15 protein-coding genes are annotated in these 20,734 nt (G+C 71.9%); 9 read left to right on the top strand and 6 right to left on the bottom strand.

Translation table 11 applies throughout. From position 1 onward, the window contains the following. Window positions 1-34: 34 nt before the first annotated feature. From STSP_RS03585 to STSP_RS03575, 3 genes are all read right to left on the bottom strand, one after another. Window positions 35-1,942 carry a nickel transporter gene (locus STSP_RS03585; RefSeq protein WP_067271887.1) on the bottom strand — a complete coding sequence of 636 codons (1,908 nt, stop codon included), beginning with the start codon at window positions 1,940-1,942 and terminating at the stop codon, window positions 35-37. Between the two features lie 44 nt (window positions 1,943-1,986). Beyond that, a complete protein-coding gene (locus STSP_RS03580; protein WP_078066863.1) occupies window positions 1,987-3,357 on the bottom strand; it encodes a tetratricopeptide repeat protein in 1,371 nt (456 codons plus the stop codon). Between the two features lie 174 nt (window positions 3,358-3,531). Further along, entirely contained in the window at window positions 3,532-5,058 is a 1,527-nt protein-coding gene (locus STSP_RS03575) for a DUF4331 domain-containing protein (protein WP_067271885.1), read from the bottom strand. 264 nt (window positions 5,059-5,322) lie between these two features. Here STSP_RS03575 and STSP_RS03570 point away from each other — a divergent pair, with 264 nt between their 5' ends. The 4 genes from STSP_RS03570 (at window position 5,323) to STSP_RS03555 (ending at window position 9,079) form a co-directional block, all read left to right on the top strand. Beyond that, on the top strand, window positions 5,323-5,865 hold the full coding sequence (locus STSP_RS03570) for a sigma-70 family RNA polymerase sigma factor (RefSeq protein WP_067271882.1): 543 nt from the start codon (window positions 5,323-5,325) through the stop codon (window positions 5,863-5,865). Then, window positions 5,862-6,626 (top strand): anti-sigma factor, encoded by a 765-nt coding sequence (locus STSP_RS03565; RefSeq protein WP_232789512.1) that lies wholly within the window; start codon window positions 5,862-5,864, stop codon window positions 6,624-6,626. The genes STSP_RS03570 and STSP_RS03565 overlap by 4 nt, the downstream gene beginning before the upstream one ends. A gap of 128 nt (window positions 6,627-6,754) precedes the next feature. Next, window positions 6,755-7,024, top strand: a complete 270-nt coding sequence (locus tag STSP_RS03560) for a hypothetical protein (protein WP_067271877.1) — start codon at window positions 6,755-6,757, stop codon at window positions 7,022-7,024. Between the two features lie 315 nt (window positions 7,025-7,339). After that, a complete protein-coding gene (locus STSP_RS03555; RefSeq protein WP_067271875.1) occupies window positions 7,340-9,079 on the top strand; it encodes an amidohydrolase in 1,740 nt (579 codons plus the stop codon). Window positions 9,080-9,139: 60 nt separating this feature from the next. Here STSP_RS03555 and STSP_RS03550 read toward each other — a convergent pair whose 3' ends face one another. The 3 genes from STSP_RS03550 to hmgA form a co-directional block, all read right to left on the bottom strand. Next, complete coding sequence (locus STSP_RS03550) at window positions 9,140-10,369, bottom strand: type ISP restriction/modification enzyme (RefSeq protein WP_198547249.1); 1,230 nt, start codon at window positions 10,367-10,369, stop codon at window positions 9,140-9,142. Between the two features lie 12 nt (window positions 10,370-10,381). After that, complete coding sequence (locus STSP_RS03545) at window positions 10,382-11,131, bottom strand: GntR family transcriptional regulator (protein ID WP_067271873.1); 750 nt, start codon at window positions 11,129-11,131, stop codon at window positions 10,382-10,384. 70 nt (window positions 11,132-11,201) lie between these two features. After that, window positions 11,202-12,569 carry a homogentisate 1,2-dioxygenase gene (hmgA, locus tag STSP_RS03540; RefSeq protein WP_067271869.1) on the bottom strand — a complete coding sequence of 456 codons (1,368 nt, stop codon included), beginning with the start codon at window positions 12,567-12,569 and terminating at the stop codon, window positions 11,202-11,204. A gap of 200 nt (window positions 12,570-12,769) precedes the next feature. Here hmgA and STSP_RS03535 point away from each other — a divergent pair, with 200 nt between their 5' ends. The 5 genes from STSP_RS03535 to STSP_RS03515 all read left to right on the top strand — a co-directional run bounded on the left by STSP_RS03535 (window position 12,770) and on the right by STSP_RS03515 (window position 20,387). Then, complete coding sequence (locus tag STSP_RS03535) at window positions 12,770-13,393, top strand: TetR/AcrR family transcriptional regulator (RefSeq protein WP_067271868.1); 624 nt, start codon at window positions 12,770-12,772, stop codon at window positions 13,391-13,393. Window positions 13,394-13,589: 196 nt separating this feature from the next. After that, a complete protein-coding gene (locus STSP_RS03530) occupies window positions 13,590-15,869 on the top strand; it encodes a molybdopterin oxidoreductase family protein (RefSeq protein WP_067271865.1) in 2,280 nt (759 codons plus the stop codon). A 122-nt stretch (window positions 15,870-15,991) separates the two neighbouring features. Next, window positions 15,992-17,419: a CitMHS family transporter gene (locus STSP_RS03525; protein WP_067271863.1), complete on the top strand. Its 1,428-nt coding sequence runs from the start codon at window positions 15,992-15,994 to the stop codon at window positions 17,417-17,419. Between the two features lie 3 nt (window positions 17,420-17,422). Beyond that, window positions 17,423-18,727: an MFS transporter gene (locus tag STSP_RS03520; RefSeq protein WP_067271861.1), complete on the top strand. Its 1,305-nt coding sequence runs from the start codon at window positions 17,423-17,425 to the stop codon at window positions 18,725-18,727. Window positions 18,728-19,013: 286 nt separating this feature from the next. Further along, entirely contained in the window at window positions 19,014-20,387 is a 1,374-nt protein-coding gene (locus tag STSP_RS03515) for an ABC transporter ATP-binding protein (RefSeq protein WP_067271851.1), read from the top strand. Window positions 20,388-20,734 lie beyond the last annotated feature (347 nt).

The following is a 20,734-nucleotide window of genomic DNA, read 5'->3' as shown; positions in this document are numbered from 1 at the left end:
CATTCGCAGTGGTGCGATCCTCCACAAAACTAGCTCAACCGAGCGCTGTTGCCGCCCCCTTCAGCACCAATCCGCAGCCGACGGCGACCACGAGGCAGGCGGAGCCGAGCGGGACGGCGCGGCGTACGCCCGCCGAGAGGGGGCCGCTGAGCAGGTGTCCGATGCGGCCGCCGGGCTCTCCGACGCGTCGTTCGCGGCCGTGGCCGGGACGGTCGACGAGGGCCTGCACCACCCGGTCCCCGGCCCGTACCACCGCGAAGCCGGCCACCGTGAGGGTCAGCGCGAGCCCGGCGCCGTACGCCAGCACGAGCAGGAACCCGAACCACGCCTGCCCCAGTGCGGCGGCCCCGACGAGCACGACGACCGCGGACGGACTCGGCACGAGCCCGCCGGCGAAGCCGAGGAAGAGGGTGCCGCGGAGGGTGGGGGGTCCGGAGTCCGGCACCGCCCTCGCCTTGGCGTCGGCGTCCGTGTGCCTGTCGGGGTGAGGGTGGTCGCGGGCGGCGGGCGTTGCCTCCGGCTCCTGCGTGGGTTCGTCGGTGTACTCGTGGGGGTGTTCGTGGCCGCGCGGATGGCCGTGGGGGTGTTCGTGACCGTGCGGGTGTTCGTGGCCGTGCGGGTGTTCGTGGGCTCGGGGCGCCGCCTGCCGGTGGATGGGTCGGGGCCGCGCCGGGATGTACGTCCTCGGTCTGGCGCCGAGCCCTACGACGTTCGGGGAACCCGGACTTTGCGCCAGCCTCCCCCAGTGCCTTAAGGGCCTGGGTGGTACCCCCAGCGGGCGCACACCCCGGCACGTCCCCTTCGGCCGGACCGCGGCTGCGGGCACGTGTGAGTGGCCATGCCCATGCCCATGCCCATGCCCGTGCGCATGGTCGTGCCCGTGCGCATGGTCGTGCCCGTGCGCATGGTCGTGCCCCCGCTGCCGCCAAGCCCTCCGCAGGAGCGCCGTTCCCGCCACCGTGACCAGTACGCCGCTCGCCACGCCCAGCAACGAGATCACCGACGGGGCCGCGGCCGAGCCGGCGGCGATGAGGAGGCCGAGCACGATCACGCCCAGCGTATGAGTGACCGTCACGGAAGCGGCGAGTGGGAGCACGTCGCGCAGGGTGGCGCGGCTCCGGGCGGCCGCAGTTGCGGCCATCAGCGTCTTGCCGTGGCCCGGCGCGAGCGCGTGCGCGGCGCCGAGTACGACGGCGATGCCGAGGGCCAGGGCCGCGAAGGCGGGCGTGAGGTCGTGCCGGGCGACCAGGCCGGTGAGGGCCTGCGTCCAGCGGTCCGCGCCGCGTGGCAGTACGGACGCGGTGGGCGGGGCGGCCCGCTCCTCGGCGAGGGCCGGGCCACCGGGAAGGGCGCGCAGGGACGCGGACGTCCGCTCCGGGGGCGAGGACAGCAGCCGCTGCGGATAGCGGGTCAGCTGATCGGACACCGACTCGTCCGGTACGTCGGACCGGGCGAGCGTCCTGCCGTCGCCGCGAGCCGTGATCTCGCGCCAGCCCGGGCCGTCGTCACCGGCCGCCCTGAAGCCGAGGGTGACGGCCCGTCCCTCCGGGAGGGGAGCGGTGAGCCGGCACTCCAGGCGGAGCGTGGAGAGCCCGGCCTGGCCGGGCCGCACGCGCGCGTGGCTCTCGTCGACGGTGAGCCGGACGGCACGCCCGCCCACCTCGACCCGGCTCTCGTCGGCAGCCGCCCGGCACCGCTCACGGGCCCAGCCCGCCATCCCCAGCTGCTCGACCCGAGGCTCGGCCTGGGTGGCCGGTATCTCCGCGAGATCCTCGACGTGATCGACGCGCAGCACGCCAGGTGCCGCCACCAGCCCGTCGTACCGGTTGACGGTGAAGTTCCCCAGCGGATGCGCGCTGGCGCCGGTCGCGGACAGCAGTACGAGCGCGGCGACCGCCACGAGCAGCGCCGCACAGACGGCGAGCGGTTGACGACGGCTCACGCGCCTGCCCGCATACCGGCGGTCTGTCTGGTGACGCCCTGCGTTCACCGCGCACCCCCGAGGTCAGCCAGCGTCCGGCGCGCCACGCGTGAACCCACCGGCGAGAAGCCGGGGTTGAGTCGCAGGGCGGACTCGAGTGACCGCCGGGCCGCCGCCACGTCGCCCGTGGCGTGTTCGATCATGCCCCGGTGGTACAGGAACGTCGCGTCGCGGAAGCCGGTGGCCGCCGCCCGGCGGGCGTACGGAAGGGCCTCCTCGTCACGGCCGTTGACGTGCAGGGCCCACGCGATGGCGTCGGCCGTATGGACCGTGTGGCGGCGCGACCACTCGGCGCGGGCCGCACGCAGCGCTGCCCTCCGGTCGCCGTGGTCGGCCGCCGCAAGCGCGGTGTCCAGGTCCGCGTTGACGCCGTTGGCGCGGGCGAGGCGCGTCCAGGCGCCGATCAGGTGGTACTGCTCGCGTGCCGTGTCCTTCTCGCCCTCGGCCTCGTACAGCTCCCCCAGCTCCACGAGTGGGCCGGGCAGCGGATACCGGGCCACGACCGTCTCCAGGCCCCGGATCGCCTGAGCCGTCTCGCCCCGCGCCGCGTGCGCACGCGCGCGTCCCTCCAGCGCGGGAACGTACGCCGGGTCGGCGCCCAGAGCCCGCGCGAAGTGCTTCAGCGCGGTTCCGTACTCGCCCTGCTGCCAGGCGAGCCGGCCCAGTGCTGTCGCGACGTACGCCACGTCACCGGGGGCCGTCGCCGAGGCGAGCGCCCGCTGAAGGACGCGCCGTGCCGCCCGTACGTCACCGCGCAGTTCCTGCACGTACGCGTACCGGGTGAAAACCGGGATGCCCGGCCGCCGTGCGTCTGCCTCTTCCGCGGCGCGCAAAGCCTTGTCGTAGCGGCCGAGTTCGACGAGAGCGTCGATACGGGAGGACAGCGCGCGCTCGTTGTACGGGTTCTCGGCGAGTGCCCGCTCGGCGTGGCGCAGCGCGGCGCGGAAGTCGTGCCGGGCGGCGGCCAGCGCGGCGCGGCCGGCGAGCCCTGGGTCGTTGCCGGGCCGCAGGGACAGTGAGCGGTGCAGGGCCCGCTCCGCCTGCGGATAGCGGGACGGGTCGCCCTGGGTCCGCGCCTGTTCCACGTACGCGACGCCGAGTGTGGCCCAGGACGTGAAGTCCTTGGGCTGAGCGCGCAGATGGGACTGCAGCGCGGAGATCTGGGCCGCCAGATCGCCGCTCGCGAGCAGCTGCGGTGCCGTCGCGGGCACGGACGCCGTCGTGGCCGCGTCGTCGGGCCCGGTGCCCAGGACGACGGCGCCCGCGGTGAGCGCGACGGCCAGGGCGGCGGCACAGAGCGCCAGGCGTCCCGCTCGCCGCCGGGCCGCACCGGCGCGTTCGGCTTCCCCTTCATGGGGCGTACTGGGCATGGACATGCCCCCTCCTTCGTCCGTATGCGGTCGGCTGGTCGTCGGTACGTCGGTACGTCGGTACGTCGGTACGTCGGTACGTCGGTACGTCGGTCGTCGGTCGTCGGTCGGCGGGTGGAGCGGCGCGGCCCGCGGGGCGTGGGAACGGAAAGCGCGGGCCGCGCCTGCACATGGGGGGCGTCAGTAGCCGCGGATCCGCTGCCGCCTGCGCCACCACAGCAGGCCGGTACCGATCAGCAGGAACCCCGTCCCGGCCGACGCCGCCGAGGCCACGAGCAGCGCGTCGTCGGACAGGCCGGACGTGCCCGCGGGTCCGGCGCCCAGCTGTGTGCGCACGTCGTCACCGCCGGCGGGCTCGGCCGTCTTGCCCCGTGAGCCCGCGGTCGGGTTGGCCACGTACGGGAAGGACGATCCGAACTTCTTGTCGTTCGCGTCGACCGCGTCGCCCAGATCGTTCTTCTGCCCGACCAGTTCGCCCTCCACGACCTGCAGCGAGATGTCGATCACGTCGTCGGTGAGCCGGCGCCCGTTGGGGAAGCCCGCGTTGTCGCCGTCGAGCACCCCGAGCCGCTTGGGCTGGGCGGTGGGCTGGATCGAGGTGTTGAGGCGCAGCGCCTCGGCCGGGCGGACGTTCGGCGGCTGGTTGAGGCCCTGTACGCCCTTCAGGAAGACGTCGACGAGATCGTTCCGCGGCTCGGCCGGAGCCTTGATCTTGTAGATGGCCTCGATGAGCTTCGGCAGCTCGGGCTTGGTCACGAAGGGCAGGAACTGGCCGTCGGTCCACGGCGATGACGCGTTGAACCTGTCCTTGGCCTTCTGCGGAACGACGACCTCGTTGACCAGCGGCATGCCCAGCCGCGACACCTGCGTCCAGTGCCCTTGGGCGTTCTTGCGCTGCGTCGTGGCCCAGATGCCGACCACCGGCTGCTCGTCCGACTGCCGTATCCACGTGCTCGGCAGCTGCAGGGCCACGGTGTTGACGTTGTAGCCCTTCAGCGTGTCCCTGCCGACCTCCGACAGATCGCCGCCGTAGAGCAGGTCGAAGACCCGCAGATCGAGGAAGAACGGGTCGTCGGCCTGGCCCGCGAACGCCTTGGCGCCGCCGGTGAGTTCCCGCACGGCCTGGTCGCGCAGCCTCTGGTAGTCGGGCATCGACGCCTTGCCGACGTTGGACGGCGCGACCGGCACGTCGTCGGCGAGCTTCGTCTTCGAGACGAGCTTCTGGTGGCGCAGCTGCAGCACGTCGATGTCGTACGTCTGCGTGACGTTGAGATCAGGGTCGTCCAGGCTCTCGACGGGGCCGGTGTTGTACAGGAAGGTGTTGCCGTTCTTCACATGGGTCCTGAACGTCCACCGGTACAGCAGATCGCCCTGCGCGTCCCCGTCGCTGTCGATGTGGACGTCGTACCGGGCGTCCTCCGCGAACTGGTAGAAGTTCGGTCCGCCCGCCGGCTCCTCGAAGGGGATCCAGTTGGCCACGATGGTCGTCGTGTCGGGGCGGTCGGGGCTGACGAACGCGTACAGGTCCGTGTTGTCGTACTGCGGCTGCCCCGAGATCAGCGGGGCCTCCCGGTGGCTGGAGGCGTGGGCCGCCCCCGGTTCGAGCGCGGTCACGCCGGCGGCCCCGAGCCCCCCGGCGGCCAGCGCACCGCAGACGAGGGCCGCAAGACTCCTGCGTCCCAGGCCGGTCCTGGTGATTGCTGTCATGCCGTCCGTCCTCACGTCCCAAGCGGTGTCCCCCGCGGTGCCCTCCTGGCGAGGGCCCCGCCGGCACGTGCCGCGTCCGATGCCTGATGCACGCCATTCGGAGCGGCGGCCGGGGCGGATTGGTCGGACTTCGGCCCGCGTTTTCGGGCCGCCCGTCCGTACTCCCATCCGGATGCCGTCGGGCTCCGAATGACAGGCGGTACGTCGGGCTCGACGTCCGGGCGGCCGGGGAGGCCGTGGTGGGCGGCCGGAGAGGGGGAACGAGTGGAACCGGAGGAGTTGCTCGTGCTGGTGGCCCACGGCGACCAGACGGCCTTCGAGGAGCTGTACGGCGCGGTGTCGGGACCCGTCTACGGGCTCGTGCGGAGGGTGGTGCGCGATCCCGCCCAGTCCGAGGAGGTGGCCCAGGAGGTGCTGCTCGAACTGTGGCGCTCCGCCGCGCGGTTCGACCCCGAGCGCGGCAGCGCCCTCGCCTGGATTCTCACCCTCGCCCACCGCAGGGCCGTCGACCGGGTCCGCAGCGCCCGCGCCGCGAGCGAGCGGGACCAACGCGTCGGCCGGCGCGCCTACGGGCCCGCCTTCGACCAGGTCGCGGAGGCGGTGGAGGCCGGCCTCGAGCGCGACTGGGTACGCCGCTGCCTCGACGGACTCACACAGCTGCAGCGCCAGTCCGTCACCCTGGCCTACTACGAGGGCTACACGTACCGCGAGGTCGCCCAGCGGCTCTCCGTACCGCTCGGCACCGTCAAGACGCGGATGCGCGACGGACTGACGCGGCTGCGCGAATGCCTCGGACGCGCGATATGAGGCGCGACCTGCACTCGCTCGCCGCCCCCTACGCGCTCGATGCGCTGGACGGCCGGGAGCGGCGCCGCTTCGAGAGGCATCTGGGGCGCTGCGAGCGGTGCGCGGGAGAGGTGCGTGCGCTGAGGGAGGACGCGGTGCGCCTGGCCTGGTCGGCCGCGGCCCCGGCACCGCCCGCCCTGCGGGAGAGGGTGCTGACCGCCGTACGCACGACACCGCAGGAGACGCCCCGGGCGGAGGCGGCATGGCAGCAGTCACGCGCGCGCGGCTCTGCACATCCTTCACGCGCGCGTGCGCTGTTCGTCCCCTTCGCGACCGCCACCGCCGCCGCGGCCCTCGTCGTGGCCGCCTTGTTCGGCGTCCAACTCGACCGCGCCCAGGACCGCCTCGACCAGGAACGGGCCGCCGCGCATGAGATCGCCCGCGTCCTGTCGGCGCCCGACGCGCGCTCCACCGGGCAGCAGGACGCGCAAGGCCGCGGCATCAACGTCGTCGCCTCCGCGTCCCTGCACCGGGCGGTGGTGACGGTCACGGGCCTCGGCGCTCCGCCGGGCGACCGGGTCCACCAGCTGTGGGCCGTCGGGAAGTCCGGTACGCCCCGGTCCTTGGGCGTGCTCGACGGCGACACGCCGAAGGTCGTCGGAGGCTTGAACACATCGGCGACCTCACTCGCCGTCACGACGGAGCCTGCGGGCGGATCTCCCCAGCCCACCAGCGCACCGCTTGTCCAACTCGCCCTGAAATCAGTTGGATTCGGAGAGTGAGTTCCAACCTCCTTAAGAGGGAAGTGAATCCGATGACCGGGATACACGGGTGTCCTGACGGGGCGATAGGGTTACCCTGCCCGGGCCGGGTGCCCGCCGTATGGGTGGGTTGACGCGTGGGGAGTGTCATGGATCAGATAACAGTGCGCAGCAGGGCGCGTGTCCCTGCGATCACGTGCGGGAGTAGCGCTACCAGCGCGCGCCTGGACCGCCATCTCTCGGTGCTGGGCGGCCCCGCCGTCCCGCAGCGCGAGGCGGCCGAGGCGACGTCGCTGATGCGTGAGATAACGACACGGGATGTGGCGCACGACCGCAGCGGCAGGGGGGCGCGCGTCAGGCGTCTCTCGCTCTTCGCACCTCTGCGGCGCCTGCGGCGTTCGCTGTTCGGCGGCCACTGACGGCACGTCGTCGGCGTTTCCGGCCGCAGATACGTTCCGCGCTCAGGCGAACACACCCTCCGCGCCCCGCTGCGATCTCCGCGTCCGTCATCCCCACGGCATGCGGCAGCGCTTCCGGTGTGTTCGCCCGCGCGCACGGGCTTTCAGCACGCGCTTTCACGCGGCACCTTCCCCAGTGCCGTGACCGTCCGGGACATGTCCCCGATTCGTCCCCCGTGTAACACCTTTGTCATGCGGCGCTGTTGACGCAGCAACGTGGTGAGGCCAGGGTGGCTGATCATTTGGCCATTACACTTACCTCGCCCGGAGGCGCGCGTGTGTGACCTGCACGATCAGCACGAGCACGAGTCCCAGCCCGCGGGCGGCCCGGCCCTCAGCCGGCGCCGCATCATGCAGCTGCTCGGCGCGGCCGGAGTGACCACGGCCGTGATGGCCGCCGAGGCCGATCCGGTGATGGCCGCAGCAGCGGACGACAGCAGCCAGGCGGAAACAGCCGAGTACCAAGCCCCGGAAGGCCTCGCCGAGGACAGCCCCGCCAAGTCCGCCGCCCTCGCCTGGATCAAGGCCAACAGCGACCGCATCACCGGCCTGAACGCCGAGATCTGGGAGTACGCCGAGCTCAGCCTCCGCGAGTGGAAGTCCTCGATCGCCGAGGCCGAATTCCTGGAAAAGGCCGGATTCGAGGTCGAGTTCGGCACGGCGGGCTTCCCGACCGCCTTCTCCGCCACGTACGCGTACGGCAAGGGCGGCCCGGTCCTCGGGTTCAGCGGCGAGTACGACGCGCTGCCCGGCCTTTCGCAGAACAAGGGCGTCGGACACCACGATCCGCGCGAGTACATCCACGACCCCTTCGCGCCGGGCTACGGCCCCGGGCACGGCTGCGGCCACAGCGCACTGGGCACGGCGGCAGCCGCCGCAGCCGCCGCGGTCGCGCAGGCCGCGGCGAAGCACAAGCTGCCCGTGACCGTGAAGTTCTTCGGCTCCACCGCCGAGGAGGCGCTGATCGGCAAGACGTACGCGGTCAGCAAGGGCGTGTACGACGGGCTCGACGCCTTCCTCGACTGGCACCCGTCGACGGCCAACGCGACCGGCTGGGGCACCAGCACCGCCATGACCGCCGTGACCTTCACCTTCCTCGGCGTGGCCGGCCACGGCGGCACCCCGCTCGGCAACAAGAGCGCGCTGGACGCCGCCGTGATGATGGCGACCATGTCCGAGTTCCTCCGCGAGGAGAACCTCGCTCCCTCGGGCCGCCTGCACTGGGTGATCAACAACGGCGGGGACATACCGAACGTCACCCCCGAGATAGCCGAGATCTCGTACTACGTACGCGAAGGCAGCCCGGCCCGCGTCCAGGTGCTCCTCGACAAGGTGATCGCCGTCTCCGAGGCCGCGGCCAAGGCCAGCCAGACCACGGTGCAGCACCGCATCACCTCCGCCTGCTGGAACCAGTTGCCGTCCAAGTCCTTCGCGGAACTGCTGCACGAGAACATGCGGCAGATCGGACCGCCGGAGTTCAGCGACGAGGCGCATCACCTGGCCAAGGAGCTGCAGGAGTCGCTGGGCCTGCCGACCAAGGGCCTGCACGACACGATCGCCGATCTGACCGCGCCCAACCCCGTCTTCATGGGCGGCGGTTCGACGGATGTCGCCGACATCAGCTGGAACGTGCCGACCGTGTCGATGGGCGCCGCCCTCGCCCCCATCGGCACCAAGATGCACACGTGGTCCACCGCCGCGTGCGCGGCCGCGGCCCCCGGCCAGGCAGCCGTACTCGCCGCCGCCAAGTATCTGGCCGCCACCGCCGTCGACCTCATCACCCAGCCGGAGCGGCTGAAGGCGATCAAGGACGAGTTCGCGGAGCGCACGAAGGGCGTCGACTGGAAGACGGCCCTGCCCGACGGCTACGAGCCGCCGATGTACGAGCCGCCGGAGTGGTTCCTGCGCAAGACCGGCCAGTCCTGGCCCCCGGAGAACATCACCTGGCCGCCCAAGAGGGTCGTGTCCCAGGAGAAGTTCGCCTCACTCGGGCCGGACCTCGCCCCCCAGAAGTAGCCGCACGACGGGCCGCTCGCGGACGCCGGGCGCACGGCGGCCGTGAGCGGCCAGGAGTGATCAGAGCAGCGCGAACTGCCCCTCCGGGCCCTCCTCGAGATGGTCCAGTACGGACGCGGGTCGGCGGGCCGCGTCCGGCACGGGGAGGACTCCGGACCGATGGAGTTCGGCCGCCGTGATCGCCGGATCCAGTGCGTCCGCCAATGCGGCCTGCTGAGCCCCGAGTTCGGCGAGGAGCGCGAGGACCGTGATGAGTTCGAGGAGCTCCGAGGTCCAGGTCTGGGGCCATGCGGTGGGGCGGATCGCCTCCAGCGTGCCCGGCTCCGGCTGTCCGCTCCTCCGGCTGAACCACAGTTCCAGTACGCGGGCTCCGCTGACGTGGAAGTCCCAGGCCTCGGCCGGGACGGGTGCGATGCGGCCCTCGCCGAGGTGCAGGGTCTCCTCGTCGCGGTCGTAGAGCAGTTCGGCGGGCCGGGCGGGGAGCGGGGCGCGGACGTAGGGGCGGCGGCCGCCGGGGAGTTTGGGCCGCTCGCCGCTGCCGGGTGCGACGCGGCCGTCCTTGATGCCGCCGCGCAGCATCAGCCACAGCATGCGGTGCCCGAGGCCGGTACCGTGCGCCCAGACTTCTGGGTCGGCGGTCAGCGGCACCCGGCATCCCGAGGCTCCGGGTTGCGCGACGGCGAGTGTCCAGGCGAGGACGTCGACCGGTTCCGGCCGCTCGCCGAGGCGGCGGGCCAGGTGGTCGAGCAGGCCCGGCGCGAGGTTCGGTTCGAGGCCCCCGGGGCGGCGGTACAGCGGGCGGATGCGGCCGGGGCGGCCCGCGGGGGAGCGGCCGTCGGGCAGCAGGGCCGTGGCCAGCAGGGCCGGACCGGACGTGTCCGGGACATGGCCCTGTTCGATGGCGAAGAGCTGGTGCTCGTCGGCGACCCGCCACAGCTCGGGGCGCGCCGCGTCGATCAGCCGGTGGTCCGGTATGAGCCACTGCTCGTCGAACGGCCCGTGCAGGACGCGTACCGGCTCTGGGCAGGGGCCTTCCTCACGGGCCAGTCGCCCGGTGCCGCCGGGGTGTCCGGGCAGCTGGGCCACGGCGGTGCCCAGGGTGCGGGCCCGCGTAGGCTGCAGCAGCGCCTCACGGGTGGCTCCTTCCGCCCGTACGAAGGCGTCCCAACGGGCCTTCAGGGACGGGGCGTCCGGCGCCATGGGCCAGGCGCGGCCCAGCCGCAGCGGTGCGACGGACCACGGCATGAGGTCCGCGAGCAGCGGAGCGTCGTCGTGCGTCACGCTCGGCATCGTACGTCGTGGTCAGTCGGCGTCGAGGGTGACCGTGAAGGAGAAGCGGTCGCCCCGGTAGTGGATGCGGGCCACGTCCAGGGCGCGGCCGTGCTCGTCGTAGCTGATGCCCGTGTAGTGCAGGATCGGGCTGAGCAGCGGCACCTCGAGGAGCCGGGCGGTCTCCGGGTCCGCCAGGTGGGCCTCGACGGTGTCGGTGATCCGGCTGATCCTCACGCCCACCACGTCGCGCAGGACCTTCGTCATCGGCCAGCGCACAAGATCGGCGGGGTCGATGCGTTCGGCGACGTCGGGACGTACGTAGTTGCGGGCGTGGTTGGTGGGCTCGCCGGTTCCCTCGTCGCTGCGCAGCCGGTGGTACGTCATCACGTCCGGGCCGTCCGGGAAGTGTTCCGCGAGGTCGGGCGGCACAGGCGCGGTGCCGTGGCCGATGAGCCGGGTGCTCATGCCCGACTGCTGGGCGACGATCGCGTCGACGGAGCCCAGCAGCCGTACGGGTGCGGCGCGCCGGGCGGTCGGCTCTATGAACGTGCCGCGCCGCCGGTGCCTGCTGATCAGACCCTCGTCCTCGAGCTCCTTGAGCGCCTGGCGCATGGTCAGCACGCTCACGCCGTAGTGACCGGCCAGTTGCTCCTCGGTGGGCAGCCGCAGTGGGGCGTCCTCTGTCCGGCCCAGTATCGATGCCCGGAGCGACTGCGACACCTGATACCACAACGGAAGTTTGCGGTTCAGGACGATCGAGTCCGGGGCAAAAGCGGTCACAGCGTCTCCGCAATCGGTTCTCAGAGGGGCTCTACAAGGGCTCTACTCAGCTCTACCCTCCGCCGGCGACTCAAAGGGTGCGCGGGCCGCCCTCCGCGTAATGGCGCTCCAGACCCTGCCACACGTCGTCGTAACGCTGCTGCAGGTGCTCCGCCTCCGCCGCCTGCGAGGTGAGCGTCACCGGCCAGCGCGTCTCGAACATGAACGCAAGACCGTCGTCGATCTTCTGCGGCTTCAGCTCCGCCGCGCTCGCCCGCTCGAAGGTCTCACGGTCGGGACCGTGCGCCGACATCATGTTGTGCAGCGAGCCGCCGCCCGGCACGAAGCCACCGGGTCCGGAGGTCTTGGCGTCGTACGCGCCCTCGATCAGGCCCATGTACTCGCTCATCACGTTGCGGTGGAAGTACGGCGGCCGGAACGTGTCCTCGCCCACCAGCCACCGCGGCGCGAACACCACGAAGTCGACACCGGCGAGGCCAGGGGTGTCCGACGGCGACGTGAGGACCGTGAAGATCGACGGGTCCGGGTGGTCGTAACTGATGGTGCCGAGCACATTGAACAGACGCAGGTCGTAGACGTACGGCACATGGTTGCCGTGCCAGGCGACGACATCCAGCGGCGAGTGGTCGTACGTCGCCTCCCAGAGGTTCCCGCAGAACTTGTTCACCACCTCCACCGGGCCCTCGACGTCCTCGTAGGCGGCGACCGGCGCGCGGAAGTCCCGTGGGTTCGCGAGGCCGTTGGCGCCGATCGGGCCCAGGTCGGGGAGGCGGAAGGGGGAGCCGTAGTTCTCGCAGACGTAGCCGCGGGCGGGTGGTGTCCGCCCGTCCGGCCCTGCGGTGTCGAGCAGCTCCACGCGGAAGCGGACGCCGCGCGGGATCAGCGCCACCTCGCCCGGCTCGGCATGCAGCAGGCCGAACTCGGTGTGCAGCAGCAGCCCGCCGCGCTCCGGGACGATCAGCAGCTCGCCGTCCGCGTCGCTGAACACCCGGCGGCGCATGGAGGAGTTCGCGTGATACAGGTGCACGGCCATGCCCGTGCGCTGCGTCGCGTCGCCGTTGCCGCCGAGCGTCCACAGGCCCGCGACGAAATCCGTCCCGGCCGGGGGCTCGGGCAGCGGGTCCCAGCGCAGCCGGTTGGGGTCGGGCGCCGTCTCCGTGAAGGGCGCCGTGCGGATCGTGCCGTTGCTGATGCGTACGAAGGCGGGGTGCGCGGCCGACGGGCGGATCCGGTAGAGCCACGAGCGGCGGTTGTGTGCCCGCGGCTCGGTGAACGCGGTGCCGCTCAGCTGCTCCGCGTACAGCCCGAGCGGTGCGCGCTGCGGTGCGTTGCGGCCGAGCGGCAGGGCTCCCGGTACGGCCTCCGAGCTGTGCTCGTTGCCGAAGCCCGGGAGATAGGTCAGGCCCTCGGCGGTCTTCCTGGCGTCGTCCCCGCTCATCGTGGCTCCCTCGGCTCCCTCGCCGGTGCGGTCGGCGGGCTTGGTTGCTGCGTACGCGGTCAGGGTCCCTTGATTTCTATGCTTGACCATAGGATTGCGTGAGGGGCTGCGCAAGAGCCGTCGGCGTGGCGGTCGCAGGTGTGTCGGCGGGCAGGCGGAGTTCGTCGTAGGGGCACGAAAACCCGTACGGAAAAGGCATCATGAAGCCCGTGCCTCATCCCACCTCGCTTCGCCGTGCACCCGTTCAGCGGCGCAGTGCCGAGCGGCTGACCCGGATCCTCGACGCCTGCGCCGATCTCCTCGACGAGGTCGGCTACGACGATCTGAGCACGCGCGCGGTGGCGGACCGCGCGGGCGTGCCCATCGGCTCCGTCTACCGCTTCTTCTCCAACAAGCGCGCCATGGCCGACGCGCTGGCCCAGCGCAATCTGGAGCACTACGCGGAGCGGATCACCGAGCGGCTGACCGCGATCCCCGCCGGCGACTGGCGCTCGGCCATGGACGCCGTACTCGACGAGTACCTCGCCATGAAACGGACCGCCCCCGGCTTCTCGCTCGTCGACTTCGGCAATCAGATCCCGGTCGGCACGCGGGGCGGCGAACCCAACCACCGTGTCGCCGACCGCCTCACCGACCTGCTCGCCGCCCATCTGGGGCGCGAGCACGACGAGGCCCTGCGCCGTACGTTCCTGGTGGCCGTCGAGTCGGCCGACGCCCTGGTCCAGCTGGCCTTCCGGCTGGGGCCGCCGGGACGCGGGGACGAACGGGTCATCGAGGAGACGCGGGAGCTGCTGCGAGCCTATCTGGCGCGGACCTTCGACTGAAGCCTGCTCAGGTCCTGCCTGTCGCCCCTGGTGGCCGCTGTTCGCCGTCCGTTCCCGGATTTGTTCCCGGCAGGGCATCGCCTTCCGGGCATACCGGTCGGTATGCTCGCCCTGCTCGCGGCGTCTGCGTCCTCGCAGGCCGCCGCTCGTGTGCCGACGATCCCGCGCGCCACCGCCGCCGCCCCGGGGAGGACTCATGTCCCGCACCGCCCTGCGTATCTGCCCGCTCTGCGAAGCAACCTGCGGTCTCGTCCTCACCATCGAGGGGACCCCCGACGGCGAGCGGGTGACCAGGGCCCGCGGTGACAGGGACGACGTCTTCAGCCGGGGGTTCATCTGCCCCAAGGGCGCCTCCTTCGGGGCGGTCGACGGCGACCCCGACCGGCTGCGGACGCCGCTCGTACGCAAGGACGGCAGGCTTCAGGAGGCGAGCTGGGAGGAGGCGTTCGACGCCGTCGCCGTCGGGCTGCGGCCGCTGATCGAGAAGCACGGGCCGAACAGTGTCGGCATCGTCCTCGGCAACCCCAATGTGCACACCATGGCCGGGGCCCTGTACCCGCCGGTGCTGATCGGCGCGATCGGCACCCGCAACGTCTTCACGGCCAGCACGGTCGACCAGATGCCCAAGCACGTCTCCAGCGGACTGCTGTACGGCGACGCGCTCGCGATACCCGTGCCCGATCTGGACCGCACCGACCATCTGCTGCTCATCGGCGCGAACCCCTTCGAGTCCAACGGGTCCCTGTGCACCGCACCCGACTTCCCGGGCAGGCTCAAGGCGCTGCGTGCGCGGGGCGGCACGCTCACGGTGATCGACCCGAGGCGTACGCGCACCGCGAAGCTCGCCGACCGGCACGTCGCCATCCGGCCCGGCACCGACGCGCTGCTGCTGGCGGCCATGGTCCACGTCCTCTTCGAGGAGCGGCTGACCGATCTCGGCGCGCTGGCCGGTCATGTGGAGGGGGTCGAGGCAGTCGGTGAGGCGGTACGGGAGTTCACGCCCGAAGCCGTCGCGGACGCCTGTGACGTGCCCGCCGACGACATCCGCGCCATGGCCCGCGACCTGGCCGCAGCGCCGACCGCCGCCGTCTACGGCCGCATGGGGACCTGCACCGTCGCCTTCGGGACCCTCGGCAGCTGGCTGGTCGACGTCCTGAACATCCTCACCGGGAACCTGGACCGGCCCGGCGGCGCCCTCTTCCCGCTCGCCGCCACCGACCGGGCACCGCGTCCCGCCGGACCCGGCAGGGGCTTCGCGCTGGGCCGCTGGCGCAGCCGGGTGAGCGGATATCCCGAGGCCAAGAGCGAGCTGCCCCTGGCGGCGCTGGCCGAGGAGATCGACACGCCGGGCGGTTCCGGAAAGTCGGAGGGCCGCGGCTCCGGTGCCACGGACGCGGGCCCGATCCGCGCCGTCATCGCCATCGCCGCCAACCCCGTCCTCTCCGCGCCCGACGGCGACCGCCTGGACAAGGCCCTGGAGTCGCTCGACTTCATGGTCAGCGTCGACCCGTATCTGAACGAGACATCGCGGCACGCGCACGTGGTGCTGCCGCCGCCCCGGCCCGCGCAGAGCCCGCACCACGACTTCGCCTTCAACGCCTTCGCCATCCACAACCAGGTCCGCTACACCCGGGCCGCCGTACCGCTCGAACCGGGCCGGATGGCCGAGACCGAGATCCACGCCCGGCTGGTGCTCGCGGCCTCGGGCATGCACGGCGCGGAACCGGACGCCGTCGACGCCATGGTCGTCGACCGGACCCTCGGCAAGGCCGTCACCGACCCGCACTCGCCGGTCCACGGCCGCGACCCGAAGGAGCTGGCCGCACAGCTCACTGGCGAGAACGGCCCCGAGCGGCGGCTGGACATGATGCTGCGCCTCGGCCCGTACGGCGACGGGTTCGGCGCCGACCCCGACGGCCTCACCCTCGACCGGCTGCTCGACCATCCGCACGGCATCGACCTCGGGCCGCTGCAGCCGCGCCTCCCGGGGCCGCTCAAGACCCGCAGCGGCCGCATCGAGCTGCTGCCCGCGCCGATCGCCGACGACCTGCCCCGGCTGAAGAAGAGCCTCGCCGAGCGTCCCGCGGGTCTCGTCCTCGTCGGCCGCCGCCATCTGCGCTCCAACAACAGCTGGCTGCACAACATCCCGGCCCTGACCGGCGGCTCCAACCGCTGCACCTTGCACGTCCATCCCGACGACGCGGCGCGCCTCGGCGTCACCGACGGTGCGTACGCGCGCGTCAAGGGCGCCGGGGGAGAGGTGACCGCTCCCGTGGAGATCACGGACGCGGTGCGCCCCGGCGTCGTGAGCCTCCCGCACGGCTGGGGCCACGACCGTCCCGGCACCCGCCTGCACGCCGCCGCGACCGACCCCGGCGCCAACGTCAACCAGCTGCTCGACGGCACCCTCCTGGACCCGCTGTCCGGCAACGCCGTGCTCAACGGAATCCCCGTTGGCGTAACAGCAACGCCGTGACCTGGAGTTTTGCGCTTATTGCTCGCACGTCAACGTCTTGTTAAGCCCATCTTGCGCGACCTAACGTCATGCCACCCCCGGCCCCCGCGGGGTGTTCAAGGGCGAACGTTAGGTGTCCACTGATGCTGACCATTCTCGGCTTCGCCATGATCGCGACCTTCCTGGTCCTGATCATGATGAAGAAGATGTCGCCGATAGCGGCGCTGGTTCTGATCCCCGCACTGTTCTGTGTGTTCGTCGGAAAGGGTGCGAAGCTCGGCGACTACGTCATCGAAGGGGTGGGCAACCTCGCGCCCACCGCCGCGATGCTGATGTTCGCCATCGTCTACTTCGGCCTGATGATCGACGTCGGCCTCTTCGACCCGATCGTCCGGGGCATCCTCCGCTTCTGCAAAGCGGACCCCCTGCGCATCGTCGTCGGTACGGCCCTTCTCGCGGCGATCGTCTCGCTCGACGGCGACGGCTCGACCACCTTCATGATCACCGTCTCGGCCATGTACCCGCTGTACAAGCGCCTCAAGATGAGCCTGGTCGTGATGACCGGTGTCGCCGCCACCGCCAACGGCGTCATGAACACCCTGCCCTGGGGCGGCCCGACCGCCCGCGCCGCCACCGCCCTCAAGCTCGACGCGGGCGACATCTTCGTCCCGATGATCCCGGCTCTCGGAGTCGGCCTGCTCTTTGTGTTCGCGCTCTCGTACGTCCTCGGTCTGCGCGAGCGCAAGCGGCTCGGCGTCCTCACCCTCGACGAGGTGCTGGTCGAGGAGAAGGAGCAGGAGTCCGAGACGGTGCTCGTCGGTGCCGGCGTCGGCGGCTCTGGTGACGACAAGGTGCGTACGGCCAAGGCCACCGGCGGCTCCGGCTCCGGAACCGACGCCGACGCGACCCCGGACGACGCGGACGACGACTTCAAGGGCCTGGACCCGAACCGGCCCACGCTGCGCCCGAAGCTGTACTGGTTCAACGCCGCGCTGACCGTGCTGCTGCTCACCGCCATGATCATGGAGTGGCTGCCCATCCCGGTGCTGTTCATCCTCGGCGCCGCGCTCGCCCTCACGGTCAACTTCCCGCACGTGAAGGACCAGAAGGCCCGGATCGCCGCCCACGCCGACAACGTCCTCAACGTCTCCGGCATGGTCTTCGCCGCCGCCGTCTTCACCGGCGTCCTGCAGGGCACCGGCATGGTCGACCACATGGCCAAGTGGCTGGTCGGCGTCATCCCGGACGCGATGGGCCCGCACATGGGCCTCGTCACCGGTCTGCTGAGCCTGCCGCTCACCTACTTCATGTCCAACGACGGCTTCTACTTCGGTGTGCTGCCCGTCCTCGCCGAGGCCGGCGCCGCCCACGGCATCAGCCCGCTGGAGATCGCCCGGGCCTCGCTCGTCGGCCAGCCGCTGCACATGTCGAGCCCGCTCGTCCCGGCCGTATACGTCCTGGTCGGCATGGCCAAGGTCGAGTTCGGCGACCACACCCGGTTCGTGGTGAAGTGGGCCGCGCTCACCTCGCTGGTGGTGCTCGGCGCCGGAATCCTGTTCGGCATCATCTGATCCATGCCCAAGACCGATATACGCAGGCCCGGTGGGAACCGCGGCTGGCTGCTCCGCCTCGTCATCGCCTTCGCCTTCGCGCAGGGAGCGGTGTCGATGGCCCGGCCCGCCGTCTCCTACCGGGCCCTCGCGCTGGGCGCGGACGAACGGGCGATCGGTGTGATCGCCGGTGTGTACGCGCTCCTTCCGCTGTTCGCCGCCGTACCGCTGGGGCGCAGGACCGACCACGGCCGCTGCGCGCCCCTCCTGCCCGTCGGCGTCGCCCTGATCGCCGGCGGATGCGCGCTCAGCGGCACCGCGGACTCGCTGCTCGCCATGGCGGCCTGGAGCGGAGTGATGGGCCTCGGTCATCTCTGCTTCGTCATCGGCGCCCAGTCGATCGTCGCCCGGCAGTCCGCGCCCGCCGAACAGGACCGAAATTTCGGCCACTTCACGATCGGCGCCTCGCTCGGCCAGCTCGTCGGGCCCATCGCCGCGGGGTACGTGGTGTCCGGCCAGGGCGGTGCCGCCGCCGGGCAGGGCGGCGCGGTCTCCGGGCAGGCGGGCGCGATGGCGCACACCAGCGCACTCGCGCTGATCGTCGCGGCCGTGGTGGCCGCGGTGTCGTTCACCTCGCTGTGGCGCATCGAGCGGCGTACGCCGCCGGGCTCGCGCAAGGCGGAGGGCCCGCGCGTACCCGTGCACCGCATCCTGCGCACCCGGGGTGTGCCCGCAGGCATCTTCATCAGCCTCGCCGTGCTGTCGGCGACCGACATCCTCACCGCGTATCTGCCCGTCGTCGGCGAACACCGGGGCATCGCGCCCTCCGTGATCGGTCTGCTGCTCAGCCTGCGCGCCGCGGCGACGATCGCCTGCCGTCTGGTGCTGCCCCCGATGCTGCGGCTGCTCGGACGGGCCGCGCTGCTCGCCGTGACCTGCCTGGTCGGTGGCCTGGTCTGCGCGGGGCTGGCCCTCCCCGTCCCCGTCTGGGCGCTTGCCGTGATGCTCGCGGTGCTCGGCTTCTGCCTCGGCGTCGGGCAGCCGCTGTCCATGACCACGGTCGTCCAGGCCGCTCCCGAGGACGCCCGCTCCACCGCGCTCGCCCTGCGGCTGACCGGCAACCGGCTCGGCCAGGTCGCCGCGCCCGCGGCCGCCGGTCTTGTCGCCGGGGTCGCGGGGACGGCGGCGCCGTTCGTGATGCTCGGCGTGCTGCTGCTGGTGGCGTCCGGGCTGGGGCTTCGCCGCCAGGGCCCGGGTGGGGCCGATGTGCGGGACGTACGGCGGGGCTCGGCAGCGAACGCGCCGGGGGCGGTCAGCCGCAGGGAGTGAGGGTGAGTCGGGGGCCGGGTGTCGGGTCAGTGAGCGTTGCGCGAGGGGCACAGGCCCAACGGGCCCGACGCGTCCCGCTGTTCGGGGGCGGTGGGCCGTGCCCACGCCGCTGGTTGTACGTAGTGCGCGTTCTGTCCCAGGCGGCGGCTGTGAATCGGGCTGTTCTCGTGCCGGAGTCGTTCCCTCTCGCTGAGTAACCGGCTAACGTTCCGGCACCGCACGTTCACTCGTGCGGTATCCAAGCACTTACGTCGCAGCCGCATCTCGAACACTTGGGCGGGACCCCATGACTCGCGCCATATCGCTTCGCAACGTCACCAAGATGTACGGCCGGAACGTACGGGCCGTCGACCGTTTCACGCTCGACATCTCACCGGGGGAGTTCGTGGTCCTTCTCGGGCCGTCGGGCTGCGGAAAGTCGACCGTACTGCGCATGATCGCCGGACTCGAGGACATCACCGACGGCGAACTGCTGCTGGACGGCGAGCCCGTCGACGATCTGGCGCCCGGCGAGCGCGACATGGCCATGGTCTTTCAGAACTTCGCCCTGTACCCGAGCATGACGAACCGTGACAACATCGGCTTCCCGCTCCGGATGGAGAACTCCGGCGACGACCCCCGGGCGCGTGTCGAGGCGACCGCGCGCATGCTGGGCATCGAGGACATCCTCGACCGCTACCCCAGCCAGCTCTCCGGCGGCGAGCGGCAGCGGGTCGCGATGGGACGGGCCGTCAGCCGACGGCCCTCGTGCTTTCTGATGGACGAGCCGCTGTCCAACCTCGACGCCAAGCTCCGCAACCACCTGCGAGCCGAAATCGCCCGCCTCACACGGGAGTTGGGCGTGACCACGGTCTACGTGACGCACGACCAGGCCGAAGCCATGTCGCTCGGCGACCGCGTCGCGATCATGCGGGGCGGTGTGCTGCAGCAGGTCAGCACGCCGCGCGACGTCTACGCCGTCCCCGAGAACATCTTCGTGGCGGCGTTCATCGGCACCCCGCGCATCAATCTGCTCGAAGCCACGGTCCATGCCCCGCTCGACGGCCGTATGTCGATCGACCTGCGGCGGCAGCGGCTGCCCCTGCCCGAACCGCTCAGCCCCGACCACCAGTTGCTGCGCATCCAGCAGGGGCGGCGGATCGTCGTCGGGCTGCGCTCCGAGGCGGTGCGGATCGCGACGCCGGCCGAGGCGCGGCCCGGTGAGGTGCCGATCAGCGGGCTCGTCGAGCACATGGAGTACCAGGGCCATGAGGCGCTGGTCCACTTCAACACCGGCTCCCGGCCCGCCGTGGTGGCCGACCTCGAGGCGCCCCGGCCGGTGGCGGTCCCGCGGCGGCGGCGCAGGGCGCCCGGGGCCGGGGTGCTGAGCCGGTGGCTGGAGCCTGCGGGTTCCCGCGCGGCGGGCGGTTCGGCATCGGACCGAGTGATGGGGCCGGTGGTGGCCGTGGATGAGCCGGAGCCCTATGTCTGGGAGAGGTCGGGGGCCGGTGGCCCCGCCGCCGGCGCGAGTGACCTGGTCGTACGCACCAGTCCAGATGTCCAGCTGCAGCGGGGAGCGCAGGTTCCGCTGCTCGTCGATCTCGCGCACCTGTATGTCTTCGACGTGGAGGGGCGGCGGATCTGCCCGGCGCCTTCGGTGGTGCCGGGGCTGGATGTCTGAGCGGGGCGCTGCGCGGTGGCTGGTGCGCCATCTGCCGGTGGGTGGCTAGGGGTGTGCGCGTCTGCGGGCCGTCGTCGGCCGGTCCACCACCTGCCGGTGGCTGAGTCGGGGCCGCGCCGGGATGTACGTCCTCGGTCTGGCGCCAGGCCGTACGTCGTCGGGTTGGCCCACACTTTGCGCCAGCCGCTGCGGGCGCACATCCCGCCACGTCCCCTTCGGCCGCATGGCGCCTGCGGGCCGGTGGGGTCGACCTTTGTGGGCGCCACGCCGCGACCGTTTGTGGGCAGCAGCACCGCTACCGTTGTGGGCAATCGTTCCGCAGGGCGGAACGGGTGGGCACAACCCCA

Source organism: Streptomyces jeddahensis (assembly GCF_001642995.1).
Classification (GTDB): Bacteria; Actinomycetota; Actinomycetes; order Streptomycetales; family Streptomycetaceae; genus Streptomyces; species Streptomyces jeddahensis.
The sequence above is the reverse complement of the archived record's forward strand: the minus strand, read 5'-3'. Positions and strand labels throughout refer to the sequence as shown.